The organism is Phenylobacterium sp. LjRoot219, from assembly GCF_964252995.1.
In the GTDB taxonomy this organism is placed as follows: Bacteria; Pseudomonadota; Alphaproteobacteria; order Caulobacterales; family Caulobacteraceae; genus Phenylobacterium.
Map to the genome: position 1 here is coordinate 3,540,641 of NZ_CAXUQI020000001.1, position 16,100 is coordinate 3,556,740.

The following is a 16,100-nucleotide window of genomic DNA, read 5'->3' on the forward strand; positions in this document are numbered from 1 at the left end:
TAGGGCCGTGGCGCGGCGCGCTTCAAGTGCCGCGGACGAATTTCGCCGCAGCGCCTGAGGGTTGAGCCTCCGCCGTTTCGTTGTAAGAGGGCGGGGGGACGGTCGATTGGCGCCTATGGGCAGCCGCGAAAGACTCGAAGAAAGGCCGCATGAAGATCCTGATCACGGGGGGCGCCGGATTCATCGGTTCGGCAGTGGTGCGGCGTGCGATCGCCGACGGCCACGACGTGGTGAACCTGGACGCGCTCACCTATTCCGCCAATCTCGAGAACGTCGCCGGCGTCGCGCGCGACCCGCGCTACGCCTTCGAACAGGCTGACGTCTGCGACGCAGCCCGCATCGCCGAGATCTTCGCCCGCCACCGCCCCGATGCGGTGATGCATCTGGCGGCGGAGTCGCACAACGACCGCGCCATCGAAGGGCCGCTCGACTTCGTGCGCGCCAATGTGATGGGCACCGCCATCCTGCTGGAGGCCGCCCGGGCCCACTGGAACGGGTTGCCGGACGCGCGCAAGGCGGCGTTCCGCTTCCACCACGTCTCAACCGACGAGGTGTTCGGCGCGCTCGGCGAGGACGGCGACTTCACCGAACAGACGCCCTACGACCCGAACTCGCCCTACTCGGCGTCGAAAGCCGGCGCCGACCACCTGGTGCGCGCCTGGGGCCGGACCTACGGCCTGCCGGTCGTGCTGACCAACTGCTCAAACAACTACGGGCCCTACCAATTCCCCGAAAAGCTGATCCCGACGGTGATCACCCGGGCGCTGGAGGGCAAGACGATCCCGGTCTACGGCGACGGCCGGCAGGTGCGCGACTGGCTGCACGTCGACGACCACGCCGAAGCGCTGCTGCTGGTGCTGGGCAAGGGCCGGCTCGGCGAGACCTACTGCATCGGCGGCGACGCCTCGAAGCGCAATCTCGAGGTGGTGCAGCTGCTCTGCGCCCACCTCGACAAGTACGCCCCGGCCAACACCTCGCACGCCGAGAAGATCAGCTTCGTCACCGACCGGCCGGGCCACGACTTCCGCTACTCGATCGACGCGGCCAAGCTCGAGCGCGAGCTCGGCTGGCGGCCGCGCATGCCGCTGGAAGCGGGCCTCGAGGACACCGTCCGCTGGTACGTCGAGAACAGCGACTGGGTGCAGCGCATCCGTGAGCGCGGCTTCCACTCCGAGCGGCTCGGCCTGGTGCAGGCATGACCGTGCGGATCCTGCAGTACGGGGCCACCGGCCAGGTGGCCCGCGAGCTGCTGCGTCAGGCCCCCGGCCACGATGTTCAGCTCAAGGCGCTGTCGCGCGCCGAGGCCGACCTCGCCGATCCGGAGGCCGCCGCCCGCCACGTCCGCGTCGAGAAGCCGGATCTGGTGATCCTGGCGGCCGCCTACACCGCCGTCGATCAGGCGGAGTCCGAACCCGGGCTCGCCCACGAGATCAACGGCGAAGCCCCGGCGGCGATCGCCAAGGCCTGCGCCGAAGTCGGCGCGGCGCTGGTCCACTTCTCGACCGACTACGTGTTCGACGGCCGCAAGGGCGCGCCCTACCGCGAGGACGACGCCGCCGGACCCTTGAGCGTCTATGGCGCGAGCAAGCTGTCCGGCGAGCGCATGGCGCTGGCCGCCTGCGCGCGGACGACCATCCTGCGCACCTCCTGGGTGGTCTCGGCCCACGGCAAGAACTTCGTGAAGACCATGCTGCGGCTCGCCCGCGAAGGTCAGCCGCTGCGGGTCGTCGACGACCAGTTCGGCCGCCCGACCGCCGCCGCCGACCTCGCCGGCTTCGTGCTGGCGCAGGCCGCCCGGCTCGCCGCCGCGCCGGCCGGCGCCCCGGCCTTCGGCGTCTTCCACTTCGCCAACGCCGGCGAGACGACCTGGCGCGGCTTCGCGCAGGGCGCGCTGGAGATCGCGCTTGGCGGCGCGGCCCCGCGCGTCGATCCGATCGCCACCGCCGAGCGGCCCTCGCCGGCCGAGCGGCCGCTGCGCGGAACCCTGGACACCGGCAAGCTCGAGGCGGTCTTCGACGTCAGCCCACGGCCGTGGCGCGAGCCGCTGGCCGAAATCCTGGCCGAGCTCACGAACGAGGCGCCCGTCGCATGAGACGTGGAATCATCCTGGCCGGCGGCTCCGGCACCCGGCTGCACCCGCTGACGCTGGCCACCTCGAAGCAGCTGCTGCCGGTCTACGACAAGCCGATGATCTACTATCCGCTGTCGGTGCTGCTGCTGGCCGGCGTGCGCGAGATCCTGATCATCACCACGCCCGAGGACCAGGCGAGCTTCAAGCGTCTGCTCGGCGACGGCTCGCAGCTCGGCGTGCGGTTCGAATACGTCGTCCAGCCCACCCCGGGCGGCCTGGCCGAGGCCTACATCCTCGGCGAGGAGTTCATCGCCGGCGAGCCGAGCGTGATGATCCTCGGCGACAACATCTTCTTCGGCCAGAACTTCGGCCAGATGCTGCGCAACGCCCACGCCCGCGAGCACGGGGCGACGGTGTTCGGCTATCCGGTGCACGATCCGGAACGCTACGGCGTCGTCGAGCTGAGCGTCGACAACCGGGCGCTGTCGATCGAGGAGAAGCCGGCCGCGCCGAAGTCCAACTTCGCGGTCACCGGCCTCTACTTCTACGACGGCCGGGCGAGCCAGCTGGCCCGCACCCTGTCCCGCTCAGCGCGCGGCGAGCTCGAGATCACCGCCCTCAACCAGCTCTACCTCGAAGCCGGCGAACTGCACGTCGAGCTGCTCGGCCGCGGCTTCGCCTGGGAGGACGCCGGCACCCACGACAGCCTGATCCAGGCCGGCGAGCTGATCCGCACCTTCGAGCAGCGGCAAGGCCTGCGCATCGGCTGCATCGAGGAAATCGCCTTCAGCAAGGGCTGGATCGACGCCGCCCAGCTGGCCGAGCTCGGCCGCGTCCAGGCGAAGAGCGAATACGGCCGCTACCTGCGCGAGCTGGCCGAACGGCCGCCGACCGGCGAAGGCGCGGAGTAGCCGGCAGAGCCGGAACGCCCCCTCCGTCTCGGCGCGCGATGGCGCGCCGATCCACCTCCCCCGCTGGGCGGTGGAGGATCTGAGTGCAAGATGCTCCACCGCTTTAGCGGGGGAGCTGTCGGCGAAGCCGACTGAGGGGGCGTTGCAGCGCCGCCGCACCTGGGACGCTGGGAGAAGTTCAGCATGTCGGAAGCATCGCCTCAGATCGCCGTCGTCGCCGGCGGCGGCTCCGGGATCGGCCGGGCCTGCGCGCTGCGGCTGGGCGCGGCGGGCTGGCGGGTGATCGTCGTCGGCCGCGACGCCGACAAGCTCGCCGCCACCGTCACGCAGATCGCCGCGAGCGGCGGCGACGCCGAAGCCTTCCAGGCCGACGTGCGCGACTGGGAGCGGCTGGCCGAGCTCGCCGCCGTGGTCGAGCCGGCGGGCCTTGACCTGCTGATCAACAGCGCCGGCGGGCAGTTCGCCGCCCCGGCGGCCGAGCTCACGCCGAACGGCTGGCGCGCCGTGGTCGACACCAACCTGACCGGCGCCTTCTATCTGTCGCGCCAGCTGTTCCCGGCGCTGCGCCGGCGCCAGGGCGCGGTGGTGCACGTCGTCGCCAACCTCTGGCAGCGCGGCGCGGCGGGCTACGCCCATTCGGCGGCGGCGCGGGCCGGCGTCGTCAACCTGACCAAGACCCTGGCGGTCGAGTGGGCCGAGCACGGCGTGCGGGTCAACGCCGTCTCGCCGGGCATGACCGACACCGAGGGCCTGCAGCGCTATCCCAATCGCGAGGAGACCCTGGCCCGGGTGCCGCTGCGCCGCGCCGCCAGCGCCGACGAGGTCGCCGAGGCGATCCTGTTCATGGGCCGGTCCGGCTACATCACCGGCGAAGTGCTGACCATCGACGGCGGCCTGCAGCTGGTGAGCTAAGGCAAGCGCATCCAAGGTTCGTCATCCCGGACGGCCTGCAAGGCCGATCCGGGACCCAGGAGCGTGCGCACCGCCCTGGGTCCCGGCGCTCCGCTACGCTACGGCCGGGATGACGAAGAGGGTTTGGAGCCGCTACTCCGACGACGCCGTGCGCAGCAGCGCCGCCTTGAGCGCGCCCAGTAGGCCGAGGGCCTCACCGGACGCGCGGCCGCACCACCACGCTGGCCGCGCAGACGTCGGCCGGCAGGTCGATCAGCGCGCGGAACACCTCGGCCACCGAGCTGAAGCGCGAGCTCGGCCGCTGGCGCGGATCGAGCCCGAGCGCTGTCGCCCGGGCGGCGCGGGCGATGATCTCCGGATCGTCCCAGGCCGCCTCGCCTTCGACCATCTGCCCGGCGCGCACGATGGTGACGCTGATCCCCTGCGGCTCCAGTTCCTGCTGCAGCGACAGCGAGAACCGCTCCAGCGCGGCCTTGGTGGCGGCGTAGATGGCGAGCCCGGGGTAGGCCTGGCCGACCGCGCCGCTGCTGACGTTGAAGATCTGGCCGCCGCGCCGCATCAGCGGGATGGCGGCGCGGGCGCAGAACACCGCGCCGGTCAGGTTGGTGCTCACCGAGCCGACGATCTCGGCGTCGGCGGCCTCGGCGACCTCGACGTGGTCGACCTGGGCGGCGTTGTTGATCAGCACGTCGATGATCGGATGGCGCGCGGCGATCACCGCGAAGGCGGCGCGCACCGAGTCCGGCGATCCGACGTCGCAGCGGACCGCCATCGCCCGCCCGCCGATCTCGTCGGCGACGGCCTGCAGCTTGGAAAGCGTGCGGCCGAGCAGCACCACGAGGTCGCCGTCGGCGCCCAGGCGGCGCGCCAGGGCGCGGCCCAGACCGCTCCCCGCCCCGGTGATGACCACCACTTTCGACAAATTCGAGCTCCATCGCCGCGACTGTCCGGACGCGGGCGCATGGTTCACCCGCCGCGGCGGCCAGGACAAGCGTGGCGGAGCCATCCCGGCCAAAGAAAAAGCCCGCCGTCGCCGGCGGGCTTTTCCGAAACCTGTGGCTCGAACGAAGCGCCTAGAGCTCTTCGTTGATCAGGGCGACCTGGTAGAAGCCGTTGCCCTGCAGGTCGTTCATCACCGACATGAACTCGCCGTAGCGGACGGTCCGATCGGCGCGGATGTAGACCCGCTGCTCGGTCGGCGCCTTGCTCGGGTCCTTGCGGGCGAGCACGGTCGACAGGTCGCCGCTCAGACGGTCAAGCGCGGTCGCCTGATCGCCGATGTAGATCTGGCCGCCTTGCTGGATGTTGACCAGCACCGGCTCTTCGACCTTCGCGCCCGGGGGCGGCGGGATCGCCGGCGGCAAGTCCAGCTTGATGGACACGGTGGCGGCCGGAATGGACACCATGAAGATGATCAGCAGAACTAGCATCACGTCGACGAACGGCGTCACGTTGATGTCGCTGTTCTGGCCGAGGTCGAAGCGATTGCTTCCTCCGCCCGCCAGCTTTGCGGCCATGTGATTTCCTTCCCTGGGGCGCGGCTCTCCGGCCCGGCTCTAAGCTGATCGACCATTGGCAAGGGGCAAACAGATTGTAAAGGCCTAAGCGTTTGCATGGCTGCGACGGCGTCGTCGCGTCGCGCAATCGGCCGGTCCGGCGCGCGGTTCGGGCAGGACTCCGAGAACCGCGTTTTCGTCTACGCAACCAACGCGGGCGGCAAAAACCCGCGCGTCGCCGGACTAATTATGCCCGCGCGTCAATAAAACACTGTTCACCTCTTTGGGCTATCTAAGCGCCGGGCTGGTCTTCTGGCCCATGGGAGAAACCGTTCCGTGAGGCTTAGAATGAAGCTCCAAACCACCCTGGCGGCCGCCGCCGCCATTCTTTCCATCGCCTCGGCCGCTGCGGCCGAACCTGTGGTCGCCAAGCTGCAAGCCAGCACCGCCGGTGCGGTGAAGCCGGTCGCCGGCGGCGCCGTGTTCGAGTGCCTGGGCGACGTCTGCGCCAGCCGTGCGCCGAGCGCCGACACCGCGTCGATTCGCGGCTGCAAGGAGCTGGCCCGTCAGGTCGGCGGCGTGAACACCTTCGGCCCGTCCTCGAAGCCGCTGTCGGCCGACCAGATCGCCAGCTGCAACGAGTCGGCTCGCAAGTAGGCGCCGACGCGCGCCCGGCCCGCGGCGCTCCGCCGCGGCCGGGCGTTCCGTTCTCGAAAGTCCCGCGATCGCCGGTTCAGCCGGCCCGCGACGGACGCGCCGCATAGGCGCGCACGAATGCCGCCGAGACCTCTTCGGCCAGGCCGCGAAGCTCGATGTGGCGGCTGTCGCATCCCCTCATCTGATCCTGGTGCAGCACCGCCAGCAGCAGCGGCGACAGCAGCATCAGCGCCGCGGCCCGCAGGTCCGCCTGGATCATCTCGCCGCGTGCGGCGTGCTGCTCCAGCCGTTCGACCAGGGCGTCGACCGCCGGATCGATGATGTGCGCCAGCGCCAGCGGACTGACCTGCGGATCGCCCAAGCCTTCGCAAAGACTGGCGGCCATCACGTCGCCCAGCCGCACCGCGGCGCCGGCCTGCATCCCCACCACCAAGGCGTGGGCGAAGTCGCGCATCGAGACGGCGAAATCGCCGTTGGCCTGCGACACCTGTCCGAGACGCGCCTCGCCGCGCCGGCGGTACTCCTCGAGCAAGGCGGCGACGACGCCGGTGCGGTCGCCGAAATAATGCTGCAGGGTCGGCGCGGTGACATCCGCCGCGACCGCCAGCTGCCGCAGGCTGGGCCGTTCCTGATCGAGACGCGCAAAGCGCGGCAACATGCGGTCCAAGAGCTCGCGCCGCTTGGAGTCATAGTCCGCGTTCTTGACGCCCTTGGCCCTCGGCAACCCCGTCCGCTTTCTGCCACACGCGTGCGGTACATCGCGCCGCGATTCGTAAGGACGATAAGGCGCCGCCGCCGCCCAACCAACCGGGACGTGTGCCTCGGCCATTTGAGCGTCCCCCGCGCATCGCTCGTTTTCTATTGTATATAGAATGACTTAGAGATCGCCCAAAAGCGGCGACCAGCCCAGCGGGATCCTCCACCCGGCCCTCCACAGGGGCTTCCATCCGTCTCTGGCGGAAGAACCTCGGACCTCGCCGGCTGTTCCCTCCGGCCCAGGTCGGGGGTCAGCCCCTCAGCACCGGCGCACCGGTCCGGGGATTGGTCAGGGTGACATTCTCCGCGGCCTGGATCCGCCAGACGCCGTCGCGCTCAGTGACCACCGCCAGGATCAGCGTGTCGACCTGGTGCGGGCCTGCGGGATGCGCAGCGCCGGTCGTCAGGCGGCTCCAGAAGTGGACGGTCGCCACCCCGTCGGCGGCGCGCGTCAGCGCTGAACCCGCCATCCTTGATCCGGCTCCCGCACCAGCCGCGGGGTCGGCAGGCCGAGATGCTCCGCCAGGAAGTCGACGAACACCCGCACCCGCGCCGGCAGCGGCCCGCGCTGCCCGAGGTAGATGGCGTGGGTGTCTTCCAGGTCTCCCGGATTGAAGTCTTCAAGCACCGGCACGAGCCGCCCGGCTTCGATGTCCTCATAGACGTGAAACAGGCCGAGCCGCGCGAGCCCGACCCCGCCGACGGCCAGTTGCCGGGCGGTCTCCCCGTCGCTCGCCCGGGCGACCAGCGGCGGTGAGATCGTCTCCTCACGTCGGCCGTGCTGGAACGGCCAGGCGCCGACGCTGCGCCGAAAGGTCCAGCCGAGGCCGAGGTGATCGGCGAGGTCCGCCGGGACCGCCGGCGTTCCGTGCCGGGCGAGGTAGGCCGGGGCGGCGACGACCACCATCCGGCTGGTCCCCAGCTTGCGGGCGACGAGGCTGGAATCGCGCAGCGGCCCGACCCGGATCGCCACGTCCGCCCGCTCCTCCATCAGGTCGACGACGGTGTCGGAGAGGATCAGGTCGACCGTGACCTCCGGATGCTGGGTCATGAACCGCGACAGCAGCGGGGCGACATGCATCCGGCCGAACGGCACATTGCTGTTGACCCGCAGGTGGCCGCGCGGCGCGGCGCCGGCGGAGGCCTCGCGCTCGGCCTCGGCCATGTCCGAGAGGATCCGCACCGCCCGGTCGTAGTAGGCCTCGCCCTCCGGCGTGAGCTGCAGCCTGCGCGTCGAGCGGTTGATCAGCCGGGTCGCGAGCCGCGCTTCCAGCCGCGACACCAGCTTGCTGGCGCCGGACGGCGTCAGCCCGAACTCCCCCGCGGCGGCGGAGAAGCCGCCGAGCTCGACCACGCGGCGGAAGACCTCCATCTCCCCCGATCGATTGACGACGAGCCGCGGCATTGTGGAATTCACCTCACAAGTGAGTTGACCAGATGACCTCTAAATCAACTCGCCCCCGGACGTCATCTATCGCTCCGTCAAACAAGCGGAGCCGTCATGCCTGTCGCTGTCCTCGCCCTCACCGCGGGCGCCTTCGGTATCGGGACCACCGAATTCATCATCATGGGCCTGCTGCTGCAGGTCGCCGCCGACATGCACGTCTCGACGCCCACGGCGGGGATGTTGATCTCCGGCTATGCGCTGGGGGTGTTCGCCGGCGCGCCGCTGCTGACGCTGGCGACCCGCACCCTGCCGCGCAAGCAGGTGCTGCTCGGGCTGATGGTCATCTTCACCCTGGGCAACGCCGCCTGCGCGCTGGCGCCCAGCTACGGCCTGCTGATGGCCGCCCGGGTGCTGACCTCGCTGGCGCACGGCGCCTTCTTCGGCGTCGGCTCGGTGGTCGCGGCGGGCCTGGTCGCGCCGGAGCGGCGCGCCTCGGCCATCGCGACGATGTTCGCCGGCCTGACGATGGCGACCCTGGTCGGCGTCCCCTTCGGCGCCTGGATCGGGCTGGCGTTCGGCTGGCGCGCGGTGTTCTGGGCGGTGGCGGCGATCGGCCTGGTCGCCATCCTGGTGCTGGCGCGCTTCGTGCCCCGCGAGGCCGGCGGCGAGACCGCGGCCGCCCCGATCCGCGAGGAGCTGGCGGTGCTGGCGCGGCCGCAGGTGCAGCTGGCGCTGGCGATGACCGTGCTCGGCTTCGCCGGCGTCTTCGCGGTCTTCACCTACATCCAGCCGACCCTGGCGCAGATCACCGGCTTCTCGGTCCAGGCGATCTCGGCGGTGCTGCTGGTGTTCGGCCTCGGCGTTTCGATCGGCAACCTGGCCGGCGGGCGCTTCGCCGACCGCAACCTCGCCCTGTCGCTGCCGGCCACCCTGGCCCTGCTGATGGTCGTGCTGCTCGGCCTGGCGCTCGCGGTGCACAGCCAACTGCCCGCCGTGGTCCTCGTCGGCCTGCTCGGCGCGGCCGGCTTCGCCACCGTCGCGCCGCTGCAGCTGCGGGTGCTGGAGGCCGCCGGCCCGGCCGGCCAGACGTTGGCCTCCAGCCTGAACATCGCCGCCTTCAACCTCGGCAACGCCCTGGGCGCCTGGGCCGGCGGCCAGGCCATCGCCCACGGCCCCGGACTGGCCAGCCTGCCGCTGGTCGGCGCCGGACTGACCGCGGCCGGGCTCGGGCTCGCCCTGCTCGCCGCCCACGGCGAGCGGCGGGCCCGCGTCTGCGCCGCCTGACATCCCTGCAGATCCAAGACCTCAACGGAGAAACGACGATGGAATACCGCTCGCTGGGCCGCTCCGGCCTGAAAGTCCCCGCGCTGAGCTTCGGCACCGGCACCTTCGGCGGCCAGGGCCCGCTGTTCGCCGCCTGGGGCGACAGCGACGAGCGCGAGGCGCGCCGGCTGATCGACATCTGCCTCGAGGCCGGCGTCACCCTGTTCGACACCGCCGACAACTACTCGAACGGCCTGGCCGAAGAGCGGCTCGGCCAGGCGCTGCGCGGCCGCCGCGACCAGGCCCTGATCTCCACCAAGACCAGCCTGCCGCTGGGCGACGGGCCGGGCGACTGGGGCTCCTCGCGCCACCGGCTGATCCGCGCGGTGGACAATTCGTTGCGGCGGCTGGGGACCGACTACATCGACCTGTTGCAGTTGCACGCCTTCGACTCGAACACCCCGATCGAGGAGGTCGTCCAGACGCTCGACCAGCTCGTCCGCGACGGCAAGGTCCGCTACGTCGGCGCCTCGAACTTCTCCGGCTGGCAGCTGATGAAGTCGCTGGCGGTCGCCGATCGCCATGGATCGCCGCGCCACGTCGCCCACCAGGTCTATTACTCGCTGGTCGGCCGCGACTACGAGTGGGAGCTGGCGCCGCTGGCTCAGGAGGAGGGAGTCGGGGCGCTGGTCTGGAGCCCGCTGGGCTGGGGTCGGCTGACCGGCCGCATCCGCCGCGGCCAGCCGCTGCCGGCCCAGAGCCGGCTGCACGACACCGCCCAGTTCGGCCCGCCGGTGGACGAGGCGCGGCTGTATGAGGTGGTGGACGCCCTGGCGGCGGTCGCGGCCGAGACCGACCGGACGATCCCGCAGGTGGCGATCGCCTGGCTGCTGACCCGGCCGACGGTCTCCTCGGTGATCATCGGCGCGCGCAACGAAGCGCAGCTGCGCGACAACCTCGGCGCGGTGGGCTGGTCGCTGAGCGCCGAGCAACTGGCCCGGCTCGACCGGGCCAGCGATGTGACGCCGCCCTATCCCTACTACCCGTACCGGACGCAGGAGGGCTTCGCGAAGCTCGCCGGCAAGGCATAGGCTGGCAACGCGGCCAGGCGCCAAGCGCCTGGCCGCTGTGTCGCATCGGACGTCGAGCGCTAGCTCAGGATGACGATGGAAACCCGGCGGTTCTGCGCCCGGCCTTCCTGCGAATCGTTCGGCGCCACCGGCGAGGCTTCGCCGTAGGAGATGGTCGCCATCCGGTTCAGCGCGACGCCCTGCTGGCTCAGGTAGCGGCGGACGGCCTCGGCGCGGGCTTCGCCGAGCTTCTCGTTGTAGTCCTCGGGGCCGCTGGCGTCAGTGTAGCCCTGGATCTCCAGGTAGACGTTGCGGTTCTCGCCCTTCAGCCGCTGCACCAGCTCGGCCAGACGCTGCTCGGCCTCGGGCGACAGGGCATGGCGATCGACCGGGAACTTCACCGAGTCGTCCGACAGCACCACTTCATAGAGGAACTTGCCTTCGGCCAGCTTGTGCGCGGCCTTGGCGCGCTCCAGCGCCTCGCCGGCGGTGCCTTCGACGCGGGTGGTGTGCTCTTCCGCCACCGCAATGTTCTCGCGCACGAAGCGGTGGCTGGCGCAGCCGCTGGTGACGAGGCCGAGCGCGACCAGGGTCGCGCCGATGGCGGTGGTTCGAAGCATGGCGGCATTCTTCATCAGTCTCTCCAATTTCTGATCGACCCGCCCCCGGCGTGGCCGATAGCGCAGCTTGAAAAAGGAGAGTCCGGTTTGGCGGTGTGATGACCCGTCTTTGTCCGGAAGGTGGCGCTTCGCCGAATCGCCGCCGCAAATGGGGCGAAGCGCGGCGCTCCGCGCCACGATGCTGACGCCAGCCGGTGGTCTTCAAGCGTCACTGGGGGTCACCCCCGACCGACGTTCAGGAGCCTTATGACCGGGGGAGCGCCACCACCAGCGAAAGAGGTCCGGCTGCGCCGCCGGACGCGGCGCGCCCGGCTGGCCGCCGGCGCCACGACGCTGGCGATCCATGGCCTGATCCTCGCCGTGGTGGTGTTCGCGACGCCCGCGAGCCCGCCGCTCGCGCCCGAGCCGCCCGTGATCCAGCTGCTGCTGGTCGAACCGCCGCCGCCTCCCCCGCCGCCGCCGACGCTGGCCCCGGTCGCCGAGGCCGACCCCGCGCCGAAGAAGGCCGGCGCCGCCGGTCCCAAGACCCCGGCGCCGCCGAAGCCGGCGAAGACCAAGCCCCCGCCGCCGCAGCGCAAGGTGGCGAAGCTCGCGCCCACCGACGTGCCGCCGCGCCTGGTCCCGCCGGACCCGCCGAAGCAGGTCACCGAAGTGGCGGTGAGCGCCGCCGAACTCGCCAGGGCCACCACCGCCGAGAGCGAAGGTTCGGGGTCCGGCGGCCTCGGCGCGGAGGGCGACGGCGCCGGCGGCGGCGGCACCGGCGCAGGCGCCGGCGGCCGCTGCGACATGGTCCGGCGGCTGCAGAAGGCGCTGCGCGACGACGACAGCGTGCGCGCGGCGCTGGCCCGCGCGCGGCGCGCCCCCGGCTTCGCCGGCCGGCCGCTGATGGTCTGGAACGGCGACTGGCTCCAGCACGGCGACGAAGAAGGCAAGGGCCTGGCCAGCGTGCGCCAGGCCATCGCCGTGGAGGTCGGGTTCGCGCCCAAGTCCTGCCGCACCCAGGCGATGCGCGGCCTGGTCGTGCTGTCGCTCGCCGACGGACCGGGCGCGCAGCGGGTGGTGCTGGGCGCCGGATCCTGGCGCTGGTCGGACCTGCTGCACGCCCGCTGATCCCCGTCGCCGCGCGCCTCGCGGCGAGCCTTCCCGCCCCGCGCCAAATGTGACCCGCCGGGCGGCCGCCGTTCGGAACGATCCCGGGCGGTCGGGGTTTGGCCCGTCGCCGGCGCGCACCCCAGGCGTGCGCCGGCGAGGATCAGGAAGGATGCGACATGAGTGACTGGTACAAGGGTGGTCGCGACGCCGAACGGGGCCGCGATCGGGGGGAAATCCGCGAGGGTCGCGAGTTCGGCGGACAGCGCCGGCGGGACCCCCGTCTCGACGAGCAACGCAGTTTCGAGGAGCACCCCGGCCCGAGCTACGGCGAAGCCGGCCGGGACCGCCGCAGGGAGTTGCGCGAAGAGCTTCAGGCCGCGCGGCGCGAGCACGACCGCGAATACGGCCGCGGCGAAACTTGGCGGGCTCAGCCCTACGACGAGCGCTACGGCCGCGAGGGCCGCGGCCAGCAGGACTGGGGCCACTCCGCCTACGCCGAACGCCATGACCAGCGCTACGGCGACGACTACGCCCGCGAAGGTCGCGGCGTGGTCGGCGTCAACGAACCGGTGCGGCGGGTGACCGACGGCGAGGCGGACTCCGGCTGGCGCTCAAGCATGAGCATGGGCGAGCACCGCGGCCGCGGGCCGAAGAACTACACTCGGTCCGACGAGCGCATCCGCGAGGACATCAACGACCGGCTGAGCGACGACTCCTGGCTCGACGCCTCGGACATCGAGGTCGTGGTGACCAACTGCGAAGTCACGCTCACCGGCCTGGTGCACACGCGCGAGGACAAGCGCCGGGCGGAGGACATCGCCGAGCGAGTCAGCGGCGTGCAGCACCTGCAGAACAATCTGCGCGTCCATCCGCCACGGGAGTTCCCGGCCGTGACCTGAGCCGGACGCGAGCGCGGGCGGCGCGCCTGGACGCGCCGCCCTTCGCCCCGTTCGGTGCGTCTACCGCTGCGCCAGCAGCACCTGCGGCGCGTAGGACGAGCCGTCGTACAGCGCCGTGACCATCGGTGCGTCGAGCTGGGCCACCGAGCGATGGGTCAGCTCCGCGACGCAGCGGTCGGCGGCCGCGCTCCGTTGCAGCGTCAGCTTGCCGCCGTTGGCCTCGCAGAACACCTCGGCCCGGTAGTGGATCCGCTCCAGGGCGTCCTGCGCCCCGTCCGCGTTCGCCAGGTTGAGGTCCGAGATCCTCACCCGGATCTGGCCGTCTTCGGCATGCGCTACGGTCGCCGCACCCAGGAAAGCAGATGCGGACAACGCAGCGCACAGGATGGTGCGCGTCATCGCCGTAATTCCTTCTGATTGCCGACTGTCGCTGCCCCGAGCAGCGGGCGAACGCTAACAGCGTCCGCCCGGCCGACAACTCACGAATTGCGGCTGATGCTTAGAGAAAGATGTCGCGGTTCTCGGCGCTGTTACACGCCGGCCCCGCGCTCAATTCCCGTTGGGCGCCGGCGCGGTGGCGCTGGCCGGCACGCCCTGGCTTTCCGCCGCCGGGGCGAACGAGGGCGGCGCCTCGGCCAGCGCCCGCGGCGAGGCGTCGGCGATCGCCACCCGTCGCTGCTCGCCGACGCTGTTGATGGCGTCCTGCTCGCAGGACGGCGCCGTCCCGGTCGCGCCCATGTTGGCTGCGCCGAGTTGCCGGCAGAGGTCCTGCGCGGTCAGCCGCACGCGCTGGCTCAGCATGGCGCGGCCGGACTCGGTGGTCAGGTCGAGGTCGCGGTAGCTGACCACCGCCGAGATGCTGCGGGCGCTCGGGCCGACGCCGTGGCGGCCGACGACGGTCAGCTCCTCCACCGTCTGCTGCGCCAGCGCCGGCGTCGCCGCCACAGTGACGCCGGCGATCAGCGCGGCGCGGAGCCAGAGAACGGATGAAGCGGCAGGCTTGAGCATGTTGGGTCCTTCCAGCCAGGACGCCGATCCCATCCGCGCCGCCGGCGCAGCATGCGACAGCGTTCCTCCAGTAAAGCCGGCAACCGCCTAGGCCGGATGAAGTTCCAGGCCTCCGGCGTCCGGGCGCTAGGCGACCGCCGCCTGGATCTGCACCGAGCGCAGGTAGGCCAGCCGATCCTCCAGCACGCTGTGCGAGACGCGGCCGTGCAGCGGGCTGGAGCCCTTGCCGGCCTCGCGCAGTTCGAGCTCGGCCCGCTGGACCTGGGCCTGGAACGCCGCCGCGTCCATGCTCTGCACGATCCGCAGCAGGTCCATCAGCAGGACCGCATGCACTGCGGAATCGTGCGCCATCAGGTGGAGTTGCTGCGGATTGTGACGGTCGTCCATCGTCGTCCTCACGGTCTGGCTTCGCCGAGGTCGCGGGCGGGACGCGCTCGCGCGCGACGGCTGCGCCGATGATGGCTCACAACCGCGCCCTTCCGACGCGCCACACGAACTTATGATCTTCAGCCGGCCCGCGGCCCCCGCTCAGGTCAGCACCTGGACCTCGTGCATGGTGTGCAGATTGGCCTCGCGGACCTTCGCGCCGGCCTCGTCGTAGAGGAACGGCAGGGTGGCGTAGCGTCGCCCGCGGGTGACCGGCGTCGCCTCGTGCAGCAGCGAGCAGGAGAACACCACCGCCCCGCCGGTCGGCGGCCGGTAGGTGCGCCGGCCGAACTCCGGAAAGCGCAGGTCGCCGCCCTCGAACTCCTCGGCGTTGAGGTTGATCGACACCGCGAACCGCCGGTGGGCGGTGCCGGGCGTGGTGTTGTCGCGATGCGGCAGGAAGAAGCCGCCGCCCTCGGCGTCGTAGCAGGCGACGATGTAGCGCTCGATGTAGCCGGCGCGGAACTGGAAGGCCTTCTCGATCTCCGGCAGCAGCCGCTGGACCAGGCGCGCACGCAGCTGCTGCTGCAGCGGGCCGTCGGGGATCGCGGCGTCCATCCGCCGCTTCATGAAGTTGAACACTCCGACGGTCCTGCCGTCCCGCTCCTGCATCACGCCCGAGGGCGACCCGCCGGCCGCGTCGTAGCAGGCGATCAGCTGGCGGCAGAAGCTCGGCTCGAGCACCCGAGGGACGATCAGCACCGGCGCATGGAGCGTCGTGCCGGCGTGGGCTTCCGGCGCACCGAGCGCCGCCACGCGCTCGAGCACCGCGGCGGTGTCGGCCAGCGGCAGGGCGCCGAGGATCCGCATCGACGGATCGATCGCCACCACCTGCGGCGACAGCCGGCCGTCGCCGTCGGCCGCGCCGTAGAGCCGGCGGATCTGTCCCTCGGGATCGTGGAACCAGCGGATCCCGTCCTCCGCCTGCTCCGCCGCCGCGAAGCTCGCCGCATCCGGCAGCACGCCGAACACCAGCAGCCGCTCGTCGCTCAGCAGCCGCCGGCGCTCGGCGACGGCGGCCAGCGCCGCCTCCCGTTCCGGTGACGGCTCGGGCAGGAACAGCAACAGCAGGTAGCGGCCGCCGAGACTGCCGAAGGCGAAGCGCGGGTTCACCGGCGAAGGCGCGGTGAACAGCGGGGCGGGCGTGCCGGGAATGAGCGACATGGCGTTGCGATCGGGACCGTCGGCTCAGGCGGCGAGCCCGACGCCGGCGTCGAGCCCCTGCAGCGCCCGCTTGAGCGCGAGCATGGTGCCGTAGCGGCTCTGCACCGACTGGGTCTCGAAGCGCAGCGCCGTGCGCTCGGAGACCCCGGCCAGGGCGGCCAGACGCGCGATCGTCAGGCCGTGCGCCTCGCGACGGCGGCGGCATTCCTGCGCCGTCACTGCTCGACGGTCCCGCGCGCGTCGCGTTTCAGACCGCGGAAGAAGTGGACGAAGCGCCAGACGAAGGCGAGCGCCAGGACGGCGCTGAGCGCATAGAGAACGACAAGCGGCATGTGCATCGGCCGACCCCTCAAAGTGGAGACCAGGAT

Annotated in this window: 21 protein-coding genes and 1 pseudogene; 9 read left to right on the plus strand and 13 right to left on the minus strand. The window is 71.5% G+C overall.

Annotation, left to right across the window (positions count from 1 at the left end; all coding sequences use genetic code 11):
- Positions 1-149 precede the first annotated feature (149 nt).
- From rfbB to ACSQ14_RS17310, 4 genes are all read left to right on the plus strand, one after another.
- Positions 150-1,199, plus strand: a complete 1,050-nt coding sequence (rfbB, locus tag ACSQ14_RS17295) for a dTDP-glucose 4,6-dehydratase (RefSeq protein WP_436015001.1) — start codon at positions 150-152, stop codon at positions 1,197-1,199.
- The gene (gene rfbD, locus ACSQ14_RS17300; protein WP_436015003.1) at positions 1,196-2,092 is read left to right on the plus strand and encodes a dTDP-4-dehydrorhamnose reductase; all 897 of its coding nucleotides are present in this window, start codon (positions 1,196-1,198) and stop codon (positions 2,090-2,092) included. The genes rfbB and rfbD overlap by 4 nt, the downstream gene beginning before the upstream one ends.
- On the plus strand, positions 2,089-2,982 hold the full coding sequence (rfbA, locus tag ACSQ14_RS17305; protein ID WP_436015005.1) for a glucose-1-phosphate thymidylyltransferase RfbA: 894 nt from the start codon (positions 2,089-2,091) through the stop codon (positions 2,980-2,982). Before rfbD ends, rfbA begins: the two co-directional genes overlap by 4 nt.
- Before the next feature lie 183 nt (positions 2,983-3,165).
- Positions 3,166-3,894 carry an SDR family NAD(P)-dependent oxidoreductase gene (locus tag ACSQ14_RS17310; RefSeq protein ID WP_436015007.1) on the plus strand — a complete coding sequence of 243 codons (729 nt, stop codon included), beginning with the start codon at positions 3,166-3,168 and terminating at the stop codon, positions 3,892-3,894.
- Here ACSQ14_RS17310 and ACSQ14_RS17315 read toward each other — a convergent pair.
- The 3 genes and pseudogenes from ACSQ14_RS17315 to ACSQ14_RS17325 form a co-directional block, all read right to left on the minus strand.
- Positions 3,891-4,006 (minus strand): annotated as a pseudogene (locus ACSQ14_RS17315) (hypothetical protein); the annotation flags it as partial. The gene ACSQ14_RS17310 and the pseudogene ACSQ14_RS17315 overlap by 4 nt on opposite strands.
- A gap of 81 nt (positions 4,007-4,087) precedes the next feature.
- A complete protein-coding gene (locus ACSQ14_RS17320) occupies positions 4,088-4,807 on the minus strand; it encodes an SDR family oxidoreductase (RefSeq protein ID WP_436015460.1) in 720 nt (239 codons plus the stop codon).
- A gap of 160 nt (positions 4,808-4,967) precedes the next feature.
- Positions 4,968-5,411, minus strand: a complete 444-nt coding sequence (locus tag ACSQ14_RS17325) for a biopolymer transporter ExbD (protein WP_436015009.1) — start codon at positions 5,409-5,411, stop codon at positions 4,968-4,970.
- A 327-nt stretch (positions 5,412-5,738) separates the two neighbouring features.
- On the opposite strand from ACSQ14_RS17325, the gene ACSQ14_RS17330 reads away from it, so the two are divergent.
- Positions 5,739-6,047, plus strand: coding sequence for a CC_3452 family protein (locus ACSQ14_RS17330; RefSeq protein ID WP_436015011.1), 309 nt, complete (start codon positions 5,739-5,741; stop codon positions 6,045-6,047).
- A 76-nt stretch (positions 6,048-6,123) separates the two neighbouring features.
- Here the strand turns inward: ACSQ14_RS17330 and ACSQ14_RS17335 are convergent, their stop codons facing one another.
- The 3 genes from ACSQ14_RS17335 to ACSQ14_RS17345 all read right to left on the minus strand — a co-directional run bounded on the left by ACSQ14_RS17335 (position 6,124) and on the right by ACSQ14_RS17345 (position 8,208).
- Positions 6,124-6,771 carry a TetR/AcrR family transcriptional regulator gene (locus tag ACSQ14_RS17335; protein WP_436015013.1) on the minus strand — a complete coding sequence of 216 codons (648 nt, stop codon included), beginning with the start codon at positions 6,769-6,771 and terminating at the stop codon, positions 6,124-6,126.
- A gap of 283 nt (positions 6,772-7,054) precedes the next feature.
- A complete protein-coding gene (locus ACSQ14_RS17340; RefSeq protein ID WP_436015015.1) occupies positions 7,055-7,273 on the minus strand; it encodes a hypothetical protein in 219 nt (72 codons plus the stop codon).
- On the minus strand, positions 7,255-8,208 hold the full coding sequence (locus tag ACSQ14_RS17345) for a LysR family transcriptional regulator (protein ID WP_436015017.1): 954 nt from the start codon (positions 8,206-8,208) through the stop codon (positions 7,255-7,257). Before ACSQ14_RS17345 ends, ACSQ14_RS17340 begins: the two co-directional genes overlap by 19 nt.
- Positions 8,209-8,304: 96 nt before the next feature.
- Between ACSQ14_RS17345 and ACSQ14_RS17350 the strand changes: the two genes are divergently transcribed.
- Both ACSQ14_RS17350 and ACSQ14_RS17355 read left to right on the plus strand, forming a co-directional pair.
- Positions 8,305-9,474, plus strand: a complete 1,170-nt coding sequence (locus ACSQ14_RS17350; RefSeq protein ID WP_436015019.1) for an MFS transporter — start codon at positions 8,305-8,307, stop codon at positions 9,472-9,474.
- Positions 9,475-9,512: 38 nt separating this feature from the next.
- Positions 9,513-10,544, plus strand: a complete 1,032-nt coding sequence (locus tag ACSQ14_RS17355) for an aldo/keto reductase (protein ID WP_436015021.1) — start codon at positions 9,513-9,515, stop codon at positions 10,542-10,544.
- 59 nt (positions 10,545-10,603) lie between these two features.
- On the opposite strand, the gene ACSQ14_RS17360 is transcribed toward ACSQ14_RS17355, so the two are convergent.
- The gene (locus ACSQ14_RS17360) at positions 10,604-11,158 is read right to left on the minus strand and encodes an OmpA family protein (protein WP_436015023.1); all 555 of its coding nucleotides are present in this window, start codon (positions 11,156-11,158) and stop codon (positions 10,604-10,606) included.
- Between the two features lie 231 nt (positions 11,159-11,389).
- Between ACSQ14_RS17360 and ACSQ14_RS17365 the strand changes: the two genes are divergently transcribed.
- A complete protein-coding gene (locus ACSQ14_RS17365; protein ID WP_436015025.1) occupies positions 11,390-12,253 on the plus strand; it encodes a hypothetical protein in 864 nt (287 codons plus the stop codon).
- A 158-nt stretch (positions 12,254-12,411) separates the two neighbouring features.
- Positions 12,412-13,134 carry a BON domain-containing protein gene (locus tag ACSQ14_RS17370; protein ID WP_436015027.1) on the plus strand — a complete coding sequence of 241 codons (723 nt, stop codon included), beginning with the start codon at positions 12,412-12,414 and terminating at the stop codon, positions 13,132-13,134.
- Positions 13,135-13,194: 60 nt separating this feature from the next.
- Here ACSQ14_RS17370 and ACSQ14_RS17375 read toward each other — a convergent pair whose 3' ends face one another.
- The 6 genes from ACSQ14_RS17375 to ACSQ14_RS17400 all read right to left on the minus strand — a co-directional run bounded on the left by ACSQ14_RS17375 (position 13,195) and on the right by ACSQ14_RS17400 (position 16,070).
- Positions 13,195-13,533: a UrcA family protein gene (locus ACSQ14_RS17375; RefSeq protein WP_436015029.1), complete on the minus strand. Its 339-nt coding sequence runs from the start codon at positions 13,531-13,533 to the stop codon at positions 13,195-13,197.
- 150 nt (positions 13,534-13,683) lie between these two features.
- On the minus strand, positions 13,684-14,142 hold the full coding sequence (locus tag ACSQ14_RS17380) for a UrcA family protein (protein ID WP_436015031.1): 459 nt from the start codon (positions 14,140-14,142) through the stop codon (positions 13,684-13,686).
- A 126-nt stretch (positions 14,143-14,268) separates the two neighbouring features.
- The gene (locus ACSQ14_RS17385; protein WP_436015033.1) at positions 14,269-14,529 is read right to left on the minus strand and encodes a hypothetical protein; all 261 of its coding nucleotides are present in this window, start codon (positions 14,527-14,529) and stop codon (positions 14,269-14,271) included.
- Between the two features lie 141 nt (positions 14,530-14,670).
- A complete protein-coding gene (locus ACSQ14_RS17390) occupies positions 14,671-15,732 on the minus strand; it encodes a 2OG-Fe(II) oxygenase (RefSeq protein ID WP_436015035.1) in 1,062 nt (353 codons plus the stop codon).
- Positions 15,733-15,756: 24 nt separating this feature from the next.
- Positions 15,757-15,951, minus strand: a complete 195-nt coding sequence (locus tag ACSQ14_RS17395; RefSeq protein ID WP_436015037.1) for a helix-turn-helix domain-containing protein — start codon at positions 15,949-15,951, stop codon at positions 15,757-15,759.
- A complete protein-coding gene (locus ACSQ14_RS17400) occupies positions 15,948-16,070 on the minus strand; it encodes a hypothetical protein (protein WP_436015039.1) in 123 nt (40 codons plus the stop codon). The genes ACSQ14_RS17395 and ACSQ14_RS17400 overlap by 4 nt, the downstream gene beginning before the upstream one ends.
- Between the last annotated feature and the right edge of the window lie 30 nt (positions 16,071-16,100).